Origin of the sequence: Amycolatopsis sp. NPDC058278, from assembly GCF_042881395.1 — a bacterium.
GTDB lineage: Bacteria > Actinomycetota > Actinomycetes > Mycobacteriales > Pseudonocardiaceae > Amycolatopsis.
Genome location: NZ_JBHVXZ010000080.1, coordinates 33,886 through 45,712, shown reverse-complemented (window position 1 = coordinate 45,712; position 11,827 = coordinate 33,886). Strand labels below are relative to the sequence as shown.

General features: G+C 71.4%; 9 protein-coding genes. 3 read left to right on the top strand and 6 right to left on the bottom strand.

All coding sequences use genetic code 11. The features are described from left to right. Nucleotides 1-157: 157 nt before the first annotated feature. From clpX to ACFVYA_RS33080, 5 genes are all read right to left on the bottom strand, one after another. Complete coding sequence (clpX, locus tag ACFVYA_RS33100; protein WP_387050627.1) at nt 158-1,453, bottom strand: ATP-dependent Clp protease ATP-binding subunit ClpX; 1,296 nt, start codon at nt 1,451-1,453, stop codon at nt 158-160. A 229-nt stretch (nt 1,454-1,682) separates the two neighbouring features. Further along, complete coding sequence (locus ACFVYA_RS33095) at nt 1,683-2,339, bottom strand: ATP-dependent Clp protease proteolytic subunit (RefSeq protein WP_285985189.1); 657 nt, start codon at nt 2,337-2,339, stop codon at nt 1,683-1,685. A gap of 25 nt (nt 2,340-2,364) precedes the next feature. Next, on the bottom strand, nt 2,365-2,970 hold the full coding sequence (locus tag ACFVYA_RS33090; RefSeq protein ID WP_285985190.1) for a ClpP family protease: 606 nt from the start codon (nt 2,968-2,970) through the stop codon (nt 2,365-2,367). Nucleotides 2,971-3,108: 138 nt separating this feature from the next. Next, nucleotides 3,109-4,500, bottom strand: coding sequence for a trigger factor (gene tig / locus ACFVYA_RS33085; RefSeq protein WP_285985191.1), 1,392 nt, complete (start codon nt 4,498-4,500; stop codon nt 3,109-3,111). A 129-nt stretch (nt 4,501-4,629) separates the two neighbouring features. Continuing rightward, nucleotides 4,630-5,220 (bottom strand): TetR family transcriptional regulator, encoded by a 591-nt coding sequence (locus ACFVYA_RS33080; protein WP_285985192.1) that lies wholly within the window; start codon nt 5,218-5,220, stop codon nt 4,630-4,632. A gap of 138 nt (nt 5,221-5,358) precedes the next feature. On the opposite strand from ACFVYA_RS33080, the gene ACFVYA_RS33075 reads away from it, so the two are divergent. Continuing rightward, the gene (locus tag ACFVYA_RS33075) at nt 5,359-7,461 is read left to right on the top strand and encodes a fatty acid desaturase (RefSeq protein ID WP_387050624.1); all 2,103 of its coding nucleotides are present in this window, start codon (nt 5,359-5,361) and stop codon (nt 7,459-7,461) included. A gap of 24 nt (nt 7,462-7,485) precedes the next feature. Here the strand turns inward: ACFVYA_RS33075 and ACFVYA_RS33070 are convergent, their stop codons facing one another. Further along, entirely contained in the window at nt 7,486-8,061 is a 576-nt protein-coding gene (locus tag ACFVYA_RS33070; RefSeq protein WP_387050622.1) for a hypothetical protein, read from the bottom strand. Nucleotides 8,062-8,249: 188 nt separating this feature from the next. Between ACFVYA_RS33070 and ACFVYA_RS33065 the strand changes: the two genes are divergently transcribed. Together ACFVYA_RS33065 and ACFVYA_RS33060 are read left to right on the top strand one after the other, a co-directional pair. Further along, a complete protein-coding gene (locus ACFVYA_RS33065) occupies nt 8,250-9,788 on the top strand; it encodes a sensor histidine kinase (RefSeq protein ID WP_387050620.1) in 1,539 nt (512 codons plus the stop codon). Between the two features lie 4 nt (nt 9,789-9,792). Beyond that, nucleotides 9,793-11,754: an ArnT family glycosyltransferase gene (locus ACFVYA_RS33060; protein ID WP_387050618.1), complete on the top strand. Its 1,962-nt coding sequence runs from the start codon at nt 9,793-9,795 to the stop codon at nt 11,752-11,754. The last annotated feature ends 73 nt before the right edge of the window (nt 11,755-11,827 follow it).

The following is an 11,827-nucleotide window of genomic DNA, read 5'->3' as shown; positions in this document are numbered from 1 at the left end:
CGGGCGGGCCGGGGTGGTCCCGGGGGGTTCCGGGGCCGGCGGCGCGGGCGCTTGCACGCCGCCGCCCGGTGCGGCCCCCGATCCCGGGAAGGAGTCAGCAGTAATTCTGCTTTCCTGTCGGGTCTCCGGGCCGGGCGGCCCGGAGACGCCCGGCGCGTCAGGCCGACTTCTCGCCGCGCTCGCTGCGCGCGCGCCGTGTCGGCTGCCGGGCGACGATCGTCGGGTTCACGTTCTCCCGGACGGTCTGCTCGGTGATGACGACCTTCGCCACGTCGTCGCGGCTCGGGATGTCGTACATCACCGGCTGGAGCACTTCTTCCATGATCGCACGCAGCCCGCGGGCACCGGTCCCGCGCAGGACCGCCTGGTCGGCGATGGCCTCGAGCGCGGTCTTGGTGAACTCGAGCTCGACGTTGTCCATCTCGAAGAGCTTCTTGTACTGCTTCACCAGGGCGTTGCGGGGCTGGGTGAGAATGTTGACCAGGGAGTTCTTGTCCAGGTGGTTCACCGTCGCCACGACCGGGAGGCGGCCGATGAACTCCGGGATCAGCCCGAACTTGATCAGGTCCTCGGGCATGGTGTCCGAGAAGACGTCGCTCTCCTCGATCTCGGACTTGGTGCGGATCTCCGCGCCGAAGCCGAGGCCGCGCTTGCCGACCCGCTCGTTGATGATCTTCTCCAGCCCGGCGAACGCACCGGCCACGATGAACAGCACGTTCGTCGTGTCGATCTGGATGAACTCCTGGTGCGGGTGCTTGCGGCCGCCCTGGGGCGGGACCGAGGCCGTGGTGCCCTCGAGGATCTTCAGGAGCGCCTGCTGGACGCCCTCGCCGGAGACGTCCCGGGTGATCGAGGGGTTCTCGCTCTTGCGGGCGATCTTGTCGACCTCGTCGATGTAGATGATCCCGGTCTCGGCCCGCTTGACGTCGTAGTCCGCCGCCTGGATGAGCTTGAGCAGGATGTTTTCGACGTCTTCGCCGACGTAGCCGGCTTCGGTCAGCGCCGTGGCGTCCGCGATGGCGAACGGCACGTTGAGCAGCTTCGCGAGCGTCTGCGCCAGGTAGGTCTTGCCGCACCCGGTGGGGCCGAGCATCAGGATGTTCGACTTCGCGAGCTCGACCGACTCCTCCTTGGAGTCCTTCGGCCCGGCCTTGTCGTCCGCCTGGATCCGCTTGTAGTGGTTGTAGACCGCTACCGCGAGCGTCTTCTTGGCGTCTTCCTGCCCGATGATGTACTGCTCGAGGAACTCGTGGATGTCGGCGGGCTTGGGCAGCTCGTCGAGTTTGACGTCGCCGGCTTCGGCCAGCTCCTCCTCGATGATCTCATTGCAGAGGTCGATGCACTCATCGCAGATGTAGACCCCGGGGCCGGCAATGAGCTTCTTCACCTGCTTCTGGCTCTTCCCACAGAAAGAACACTTCAGCAGGTCTCCGCCGTCACCGATCCGTGCCATGGCCGTTGACCTCGTCCCCTCCGGCGCGGGTTTCCGCGCCTGACGTGTGTTGCGACGGTGCGACCCCCGGTCAGGGGTGACCGAGCGGAGCCTCACGCATTGCCACTGACGGTACCCGTCCGATGCCGCGAGCGGGAACACCCACGAGCTCCGGGAGCACGTCAGAGGACGACCCTAAACCAGGATGCCGGTGTGTGTCGTCTTCTCGACACACACCGGCCCGGCGGATCTACAGAGCCGACGCCTTACGGTACGGCAGCACCTCGTCGATGATGCCGTACGACTTGGCCTCTTCGGCGGTCAGGATCTTGTCCCGCTCGATGTCCTTGCGGATCTGGTCCGCGTCCTTGCCGGTGTGGTGGGCCAGGATGACCTCCATCTGGCGCCGCACCCGCTGGATCTCGTTCGCCTGGATCTCCAGGTCCGAGACCTGGCCGTAGGTGCCCTCGGTGGCCGGCTGGTGGATCAGCACGCGCGAGTTCGGCAGCGCGTAGCGCTTGCCCGGCGTGCCGGCCGACAGCAGCACCGCGGCGGCCGAGGCGGCCTGGCCGAGGCAGTACGTCTGGATGTCCGGGCGGACGAACTGCATGGTGTCGTAGATCGCCATCAGCGAGGTGAACGAGCCACCCGGCGAGTTGATGTAGATCAGGATGTCGCGGTCCGGGTCCTCGTGCTCGAGGTGCAGCAGCTGGGCCATCACGTCGTTGGCCGACGCGTCGTCCACCTGCACGCCGAGGAAGATGACCCGCTCTTCGTACAGCTTGTTGTACGGGTTCGACTCCTTGACGCCGTAGCTGGTGCGCTCGACGTAGGAGGGCAGAATGTACCGCGACTGGGGGATGTTCGGAGCCCGGAAGTCATCACCCGGGAGCCTGAAGTTGCTCATCGAAAGTCTCCTTGGTGCTTCGGGCTCAGCGGGAGCCCGGACGGGCGATGTCGGCGGTGAGGACGTGGTCCACGAACCCGTAGTCCTTCGCCTCCTGCGCGGTGAACCAGCGGTCGCGGTCGCCGTCCGCGATGATCTGCTCGACCGTCTGCCCGGTCTGCTCCGCGGTGATCTGGGCCAGTTCGCGCTTCCACTTGTTGAACAGGTCCGCCTGGATCGCGATGTCCGACGCCGTGCCACCGACACCGGCCGACGGCTGGTGCATCAGGATGCGCGCGTGCGGCAGCGAATAGCGCTTGCCCGGCGTGCCCGAAGAGAGCAGGAACTGCCCCATCGAGGCCGCCATGCCCATCGCGTAGGTCGCGACGTCCGGGCGGATCAGCTGCATGGTGTCGTAGATGGCGAACCCGGCGGTGACCGAGCCGCCCGGCGAGTTGATGTAGAAGCGGATGTCGGACTCGGCGTCGTCGGCGTCGAGCAGCAACAGCTGCGCGGTGATGCGGTTGGCGATCTCGTCGTTGACCTCGGAACCGAGGACGACGATGCGCTCCTGGAGCAATCGCTCGAACACCGAGTCGGTGAGGGTGAGCCCTGCGGTGCCGGTCCGCGCCTCGGGCGTGTGCTGCGTCACGTCTGCCTGCCTTTTCGCCGGCAGCGGCCCGGTGCTGACGGCCGCCGCTGTCGTTTCAGATGCTTGAGATCTTGTATCCGACCCTAACGAACTTGGGCGGTGCAGAATGCCTGACACCGCCCAAGTTCGCTCACAGCTTCACTCCGCCGGAGTCTTCGCCGTTTCGTCGGTGACCTGCGTCTCTTCGGTTGCCGCGTCGGTGGCCGCCTCGTCGCTGCCGAACAGCTCCGAAAGGTCGACCTCGGCGCCGGAGCCGTCGGTCACGGTCGTCTTCCGGACGACCGAGGCGAGGGCCTTGCCGCGGCGCACGTCGGCGTAGATCGCGGTCAGCTGGCCCGACTGCTGGGCGCGCTGGACGTACTCGTCCGGGCTGATCCCGAAGCGCTGGGCCTGGTAGATGATCCGCTCGGTGAGCTCGCCGTCGTTGACCGACACCTCTTCCTTGTCGGCGATGGTGTCCAGCAGCAGCTGCGTGCGGACGGCCTTCTCCGACTCGGTGCGGGTCTCCGCGTCGAACTCCTCGAGCGTGCGGCCCTCGGCCTCGAGGGCCTGCGCGAACTGGGCCTCGTCGTGGTCGAACGGGTGGATCGCGTCGTGCTTGCGGTTCTCGATCTCGGCGTCGAGCACCTTCTCCGGGATCGGCACCTCGGTGCGCTCCAGGAGCTCGTCGAGCACCTTGTCGCGGGCCTGGACGCCCTGCTGCATCTTCTTGACGCGGCCGAGCCGCTCGCGCAGGTCGTTCTTGAGCTCTTCGATCGTGTCGAACTCGCTGGCCATCTGGGCGAACTCGTCGTCGGCCTCGGGCAGCTCGCGCGTCTTGACCGACTGGACGGTCACCGTCACCTCGGCGTCCTTGCCGGCGTGCTCCCCGGCGACGAGCTGGGTGGTGAACGACTTGGTCTCGCCGGCGCTCGCGCCGACGATCGCCTCGTCGATGCCGTCGACGAGCTGGCCGGAGCCGATCTCGTAGGACAGCCCGGTGGTGCTCGCCTCCTCGACGGCCTCGCCGTCGACGGTCGCGGCCAGGTCGATCGAGACGAAGTCGCCGGTCTCGGCCGGGCGCTCGACGCCGGTCAGCGTGCCGAAGCGGGCGCGCAGCTCGTCGAGCTGCTCGTCGACCTCCGCGTCGGTCAGCTCGACGTCGTCGACGGTGATCGCGAAGCCGTCCAGGTCGGGCAGCTCGATCTCCGGCCGCACGTCGACCTCGGCGGTGAACTCGAGCACGTCGCGGTCTTCGAGCTTGGTCACGTCGAACTCGGGGTTGCCGAGCGTGCGGACCTCGTTCTCGCGGACGGCCTCGATGTACTTCGCCGGGATGGCCTCGTTGACGACCTCGTCGAGCACCGGGCCACGCCCGATCCGGCTTTCCAGGACGCGAGCGGGCGCCTTGCCGGGCCGGAAGCCCGGGATGCGCACCTGCTGGGCGATCTTGCGGTAGGCGCGGTCGAAGTTCGGCTTGAGCTCGTCGAACGGCACCTCGACATTGATCTTGACTCGCGTCGGGCTGAGCTGCTCGACGGTGCTCTTCAAGGTCTTCTCCTCGAGCGGTAACGATTGTGGTGGACAATCCTGCGGAAATGGCCCCGCCTCACCTGCAGGCCGGGACGTCCGAGTCTAGGCCAGTGGCCTGCGCCACCGGGCCGGGGGCCACCTGCGCGGTCAGGCGCCCAGCATCCGGCCGATCACCCAGCGCATCTGGCCGGTCGCGTGCGCCACCGACCCGCTGGGCTGCACGAGGTGCGACAGCAGCAGCCGGACGATGGCCTCGACCGCGACGGTCCACTCCGAAAGGGTCAGCCCGGCCTCCGGGTAGCACCGGGCGAACAGGGCCGCGACGGTGTCGACCGAGCGCTCGAGCACGCCCTCGGGCCGGGTGGTCAGCAGCGGGAGGAAGTCGTCCGAGCCGCCCTTCGGGCACCCGAGCGCGATCAGCAGCAGCGGGTTCACCCGGGCCGCTTCGAGGGTCTGGCGGAACGCGGCGGTGACGCCGTCGACGGGACGGCCCGGGTGGGCGGCGGCGACCTCGCCAACACGCTCGGCGAAGCGCTCGGTTTCGCGCAGCACCAACGCTTCGGCCAGTTCGGCCTTGGAGCCGAGTTCGTTGTAGACGGTCTGCCTGCTGACGCCGACGTGCGCGGCCAGCTTGCCCATCGTCACCGCGGCCCAGCCCTCGCCGGCGATGAGGCCGGCCGCCGCGTCCAGCAGCCGGTCCCGGGTGCGCGCCGGGGCGGGGTGGGTGACGGCCTTCACACGGCCAGCTTACCTGCCGCTTGCGTTCCGCTGGACCAGACCTTTTTTCGGAGCGTGGCGCAACGTTTACAAACCTCGGCGGGTTGTCTACGGTGACTCCCGCCTCGCCAGGAGCTTCTCGACCGAGGAGACCGCTCGATGCCCGTCGTCGATACCCCGCCGCGCGGCTCCCGGACGTCCGCGACCGCGCCGGCGGCCGGCGTGCCGGCCCCGCGCTCGGTGCCCTCGCCCCGCATCCCGTTGCCCCGCTTGTCCGTGCCGACGCTCCTGTTGTTCGCCGGCGGTGCCGCGCTGTGGGCCACGGCGACCTGGCTGCTGCTGGCCGGGATCGCGCCGCCGGTGTTCACAGTGCCGCTGCACGCGATCGTCACCTTCACGATGTTCACCGTGGTGCACGAATCCGCCCACCACGCCGCAGGAAAGCTGACATGGGTCAACGAAGTGCTCGGCCGGCTGGCGATGCCGTTCGTCGCGGCGTACGCGTCGTTCCCGCTGCTCCGGTTCATCCACAGTGAACACCACCGCAACACGAACGCGGACTCGCACACGGATCCCGACGCGTGGACGTCGCAGGGAGCCTGGTGGTCGCTGCCGTTCCGCTGGCTCACCATCGACTTCTGGTACGCGCGTTTCTACACCGCCCGCGTGCGCACCCGGCCGGCGCCGGAGCGGGCGGAGACGATCGTGCTGCTGTCGCTGGCGTTCGTCGCGGCCGCGATCCTGATCGCCTGCGGCCACGGCCGGGAACTGCTGCTGGGCTACCTGCTGCCGCAGCGGATCGGGCTGGCCGTGCTGGCGTGGTGGTTCGACTGGCTGCCCCACCACGGCCTCCCCGAGGCGAAGCCGCGCGACAAGTTCGGCACCACGCGGGTGCGGGTGGGGCTGGAGTGGCTGGTGACGCCGATGATGCTGTTCCAGAACTACCACCTGGTGCACCACCTGCACCCCGCCGTGCCGTTCTACCGCTACCTGCGGGCGTGGCGGGACAACCGGGACGCCTACCTCGCCCGCGACGTCCCGATCATCACGGCGTGGGGCCGGGAGCTGACCCCGGCGGAGTACCGCGCGTGGCGGCGGCTGGCCGACGACTTCGGCGACCACGAGCCGTGCCCGGAGCCGCCACCGCTCGGTCCCAGCCGGTTCCACCGGCTGCGGGTCCGCGAGGTCCGGCCGCTGACCGCGGACGCCGTCGCGATCACCTTCGACGTCCCGCCGCACCTGGCGCCGGAGTTCCGGTTTTCGCCCGGCCAGCACGTGGCGGTCCGCGCGGTGGTCGACGGCCGTCCCGTGCGGCGGACGTATTCGATCTGCGCACCGGCGGACTCGGGCGAGCTGCGGATCGCGGTGAAGCGGCGGGCCGGCGGGGCGTTCTCCGGCTTCGCGACCACGACGCTGGCCGCGGGCGACTTCCTCGACGTCCTGCCGCCCTCCGGCGCGTTCACGCTCACCCCGGATCCGGCGCGGACCGCGCACTACGTCGCGCTGGCCGCGGGCAGCGGCATCACGCCGGTGCTGTCCATCCTGGTCAGCACGCTCACCGCGGAGCCGCACAGCCGGGCGACGCTGTTGTACGTCAACACGTCGGGCGCGACGACGTTGTTCGCCGCGGAGCTGAGCGCGCTCGCCGACGGGTTCGGCGGCCGGCTGCACGTCGTCCACTACCGCACCGACGAGCGCGACCCGGACCTGCACGCGCACCGGCCGCGCCACTTCGACGCGGTCGGCGAGGCGCTCGCCATCTCCCACGAGCGCTACCAGCGCGGGCGGCTCGACGGGACGCGGCTGCGCGCCCTGCTGCAGAACCGGCTGCACCCGGCGAAGGTCGACGAGTGGTTCCTGTGCGGGCCGCGCGGCCTGACCGAACTGGCCCGCCGCACCCTGGCCGACGCGGACGTCCCGGAGGAGAACGTCCACTTCGAACTCTTCCGCGGCGCGGCGCCCCTGCGCGACCCGGCGGGCACGCCGGCGAAGGTGGCGCTGACGCTGGGCGGCACGACGACGTGCGTCACGGCCGAAGCCGGGGAGACGGTCCTGGACGCGGCGTTGCGGGCCGGGTACGAGGTGCCGTACTCGTGCACCGGCGGCGCGTGCGGCACGTGCCGTGCGACGCTGCTACACGGCCAGGTGGACATGGACGTCCGGTACGCGCTGACCGAGGACGACGTCGCGGCGGGGCGGATCCTGACGTGCCGTTCCCGCGCGACGACCCCGGAGGTCGCGGTCGACTACGACCGCCGCTGACCTCCGGGACCGCCGAGGCGGCGCTCAGCCGGTCCGGGTCGGGGCGCCCGAGGGCGGTGTTCCCCGGCCGCCGCCCGGCGCCTGGCCCTGGCCCTGGCCGCCCGATTCGCCGTCCGTCACCGATGTCGCCGTCGCCGTGCTGCCGGACTCCGTGGCCACCACCGTGACCGTGTCGCCCGTCGCCAGGCCGGTCGCCTGGGCCGACGTGATCGTGTACGTCTTCGAGAAGCCGTCGTCGCTCTTCGCGGTCAGCGACGTCGCGCTCAGCGCCGTCACCTCGCCCGTCTGCATGATCTTCGTGACGTAGCCGCCGTTGCCGTCGGACGACACGTACTCCCCGTGCAGCGCCGCGCCCAGACCGCCGCCGCCCGGCATGCCGCCGGGGCCGCCCGTCATGCCGCCCGGCCCGGCCTGGGTGTCGGTGGCCGCCGACGACGAAGCGGCCCAGACCGCCGCTCCACCGCCGGCCACGATCGCCGCCGCGACGGCGCCCGCCGCGATCTTCTTGCCCGGCGACCAGCCCGGCTTCGGGGCCTGGCCCGGTGCGGGCGTCGCGCCCCACGTCTGGTCCGGAGTGGACGGTGCCTGCGGTGTGGTCATGATGGCGCTCCTCAACGTGATCCTTCGGTGCGATCCACGGTGGAGCCATTCGCTGTGTGCGCACTGTGCCTGCCGTCAGCCGTTCCTGTGACCGGAGGAACCGGACATCCGCGACGGGCCGGTCACCGCACAGCCGCCTCACAGGCAGCACACAACCCGCACACACGGCGCGGACGGACGCTGGATCCATGGCCGCGCGAACCATCCCGTCCCGCCCCCGCCGGGGGCGCCTTTCGCTTCGCGCGAAACTGACCGGCTCGGTGGTCGTGCTGCTCACCGTGGTGTGCCTGATCGTCGGGGTGGTCAGCGAGTTCGCGCTCGAGCTGTTCCTCACCCGCCAGATCGACCAGCAGCTCTCGGCCGCGGCGGACCGCTCGCTGGTCTTCGCGAGCAACGCCCGGCCGCCGGACGGCGGGCCGCCGCCGCAGAACCTGGGCCAGCACCCGCTCGGGCAGAACGTCGGCACGGTCAGCGCCACCTTCACGGGCCGGCGGCTCGTCCGCGACGACAGCATCTCCGAGCACGGCGGCCGGCTCGAGCTGAGCGCGGACCAGCAGGCCCTCATGCTTTCGGTGCCCACCGACGGCCGGCCGCACACCCTGTCCTTCGCCGACCTCGGCGAGTACCGCCTGATGGCGCTGCCGGTCGCCGGGACGTCCGACGTCGTGGTGACCGGCCTGCCGATGAAACCGGTCGACGACACCCTGCTCACCGTCGGGCTGATCCTGTTCGGCGTGGCCGCCGCGGGCGTGCTCGGCGCGGCCTTCCTCGGTGCGTTCGCGGTCCGCCGGACGCTGCGCCCGCTCGACCGCGTCGCGGCCACCGCCGGCCGCGTCACCGAGCTGCCGCTCGACCGCGGGCAGGTGGCGCTGTCCATCCGCGTCCCGGAGAGCGACACCGACCCGCGGACCGAGGTCGGCCAGGTCGGCTCCGCGCTGAACCTGATGCTCGGCCACGTCGCCCAGGCCCTCGAAGCGCGGCACGAAAGCGAAATCCGGGTCCGGCAGTTCGTCGCGGACGCCAGCCACGAGCTGCGCACGCCGCTGGCCGCGATCCGCGGGTACGCGGAGCTGGCCGCCCGCGGCAGCGCGCTGGTGCCGCCGGACGTCGCGCACTCGATGGGCCGGATCCAGTCCGAAGCCGTCCGGATGACGGCGCTGGTCGAGGACCTGCTGCTGCTCGCCCGACTCGACGCGGGCCGTCCCCTGGACGTGCGCGACGTCGACCTCACCAGGCTCGTCGCCGACGCGGTCGGGGACGCCCGGGTCGCCGGGCGCGGGCACCGGTGGCTGCTCGAGCTGCCGCCGGACCCGGTGCTCGTGTTCGGCGACGTCCAGCGCCTGCACCAGGTGCTGGCGAACCTGCTGGCGAACGCCCGCACGCACACCCCGCCGGGCACCACGGTGCGGACGGCGTTGGCCCGCTCGAAGGACACCCACAGCGCCGTGCTCACGGTGACCGACGACGGCCCCGGCATCGCACCGGACCTGCTCCCGGACGTCTTCGAGCGGTTCGCCCGCGGCGACTCGTCGCGCTCCCGCCACGCCGGCAGCACCGGGCTCGGGATGGCGATCGCCTCCGCCGTCGTCGTCGCCCACCACGGCTCGATCGAGGTCCACAGCCGGCCCGGGCGGACGGAGTTCGCAGTGCGCCTCCCCGTGGCCGTGCCCGCACAGCGCGTGCACAGCATGGGCACAACCCGGCCCCAGCTGGGCACCGGAAGCTGATCTCATGACCGCTGTGACATCCGGGGCTTCGCCCCGGGCCGGGGGCTCCGCCACCCGGAACCCCCGAAAAGAAGCCGCCCTCGTGCCACGCGAAACAGTTGTAACCCCTTCAGCACCCGGCCGCCCTGCGTGGCACCGGCCCGCTTTGGCCGCCCTCCTGCTCGGCACCGCCGTGCTCTACCTGTGGGGCCTGGGCGCCTCCGGCTGGGCCAACGCCTTCTACTCCGCGGCCGCGCAGGCGGGGTCCCAGAGCTGGAAAGCGCTGTTCTTCGGCTCCAGCGACGCGGCCAACGCGATCACCGTCGACAAGACCCCGGCCGCGCTGTGGGTGATGAGCCTGTCGGCGCGGCTGTTCGGCGTGAACGCGTGGAGCATCCTGGTGCCGCAGGCCCTGATGGGCGTGGGTTCGGTCTGGTTGCTGCACGCCACCGTCCGCCGCACGTCCGGCCCGGCGGCCGGGCTCGTCGCCGGCCTGGTGCTGGCCCTGACGCCCGCCGCGGCGCTGATGTTCCGGTTCAACAACCCGGACGCCCTCCTCGTGCTGCTCCTGGTGGCAGGTGCGTACTGCGTCGTGCGCGCCTGCGAGAAAGCGAGCCCGCGCTGGCTCGCGCTGGCCGGCGTCGCGGTCGGCTTCGGCTTCCTGGCGAAGATGCTGCAGGCGTTCCTGGTGCTGCCCGCCTTCGCGCTCGCCTACGTCGTCGCCGCCCCGGTTCCGCTCGGGAAGCGGCTGCTGCACCTGCTCGGCGCGCTCGGGGCGACGGTCGTCGCCGCGGGCTGGTACCTGGTGGTCGTGGCCCTCTGGCCGGCCGCGGACCGGCCGTACATCGGCGGCTCGCAGGCGAACTCGCTGTGGGAATTGATCTTCGGCTACAACGGCTTCGGCCGCATCACCGGCGACGAGGTGGGCAGCGTCGGCGGCGGCGCCGGCCGGGGCTGGGGGTCGACCGGCCTGACCCGGCTGTTCGGCAGCGAGATGGCGGGCGGCATCGCCTGGCTGTTGCCGGCGGCGCTGCTGGCGCTGGGCGCCGGGCTGTGGTTCACCCGCCGGGCCCCGCGCACGGACGCGTCCCGGGCGGCCCTGCTGCTGTGGGGCGGCTGGCTGCTGGTGACGGCGCTGGTGTTCAGCTACATGGGCGGCATCATCCACCCGTACTACACGGTGGCGCTGGCCCCGGCGGTGGCGGCGCTGGCCGGCACGGCGGCGGTCCAGCTGTGGCGGCTGCGCGCCCACCCGGCGGCCTCGGGGCTGCTGAGCGGCGGCGTCGCGGTGACGGCGCTGACGGCGTACCTGCTGCTGGGCTCGTCGTGGCAGCCGTGGCTGGCCCCGACGGTGCTGGTGGGCGGCCTGCTGGCGGCGGTGGCGCTGTTCTTCGCCACGCACCTGACCCGCTGGGCGGCGTCGTCGGTCGCGGCGTTCGCGCTGGTGGTGTTGTTGTCCGGTACGGGCGCGTACACGCTGGCGACGGCGGCCACGGCGCACAGCGGAGCGATCCCGTCGGCCGGTCCGTCGGCCGGCTTCGGCGGCCGCGGTCCCGGCGGCGGGTTCGGTGGTCCCGGCGGTCCCGGCGGTGGCTTCGGCGGCGGTCGTGGTGGTGGCCCGGGCGCGCTCCTGAGCACGACGACACCGGGCGCGGCTCTCACCGCGTTGCTCCGGCAGGACGCGTCCCGCTACACCTGGACGGCCGCCACCGTGTTGTCGAACGCCGCAGCGGGCTACCAGCTGGCCAGTGGCGCACCGGTGATGGCGGTGGGCGGGTTCAACGGAACGGACCCGTACCCGACGCTGACGCAGTTCCAGCAGTACGTCGCGGGCGGGCAGATCCACTACTTCCTGGGCGAGGGCATGTCGATGCAGGGCAACAGCGGTTCGGACGCGGCCCGGCAGATCGCCGAGTGGGTGGCTTCGCGGTACCAGCCATCCACTGTGGACGGCGTAACGGTCTACGACCTGACTGCGACCGTGTGAGACACGACGAAAGCAGGGTGTGACGCCGGTCCGGGCCCGGGCAACCTGGTCAAGAACCGGCTCACTCCGGCAC

What these genes read in the sequence shown, in the direction of transcription:
- ACFVYA_RS33075 (WP_387050624.1), top strand. Translation starts at nt 5,359, where the DNA reads ATGCCCGTCGTCGATACCCCGCCGCGCGGCTCCCGGACGTCCGCGACC.
- ACFVYA_RS33060 (WP_387050618.1), top strand. Translation starts at nt 9,793, where the DNA reads ATGACCGCTGTGACATCCGGGGCTTCGCCCCGGGCCGGGGGCTCCGCC.
- clpX (WP_387050627.1), bottom strand. Translation starts at nt 1,453, where the DNA reads ATGGCACGGATCGGTGACGGCGGAGACCTGCTGAAGTGTTCTTTCTGT.
- ACFVYA_RS33070 (WP_387050622.1), bottom strand. Translation starts at nt 8,061, where the DNA reads ATGACCACACCGCAGGCACCGTCCACTCCGGACCAGACGTGGGGCGCG.
- ACFVYA_RS33065 (WP_387050620.1), top strand. Translation starts at nt 8,250, where the DNA reads ATGGCCGCGCGAACCATCCCGTCCCGCCCCCGCCGGGGGCGCCTTTCG.
- ACFVYA_RS33095 (WP_285985189.1), bottom strand. Translation starts at nt 2,339, where the DNA reads ATGAGCAACTTCAGGCTCCCGGGTGATGACTTCCGGGCTCCGAACATC.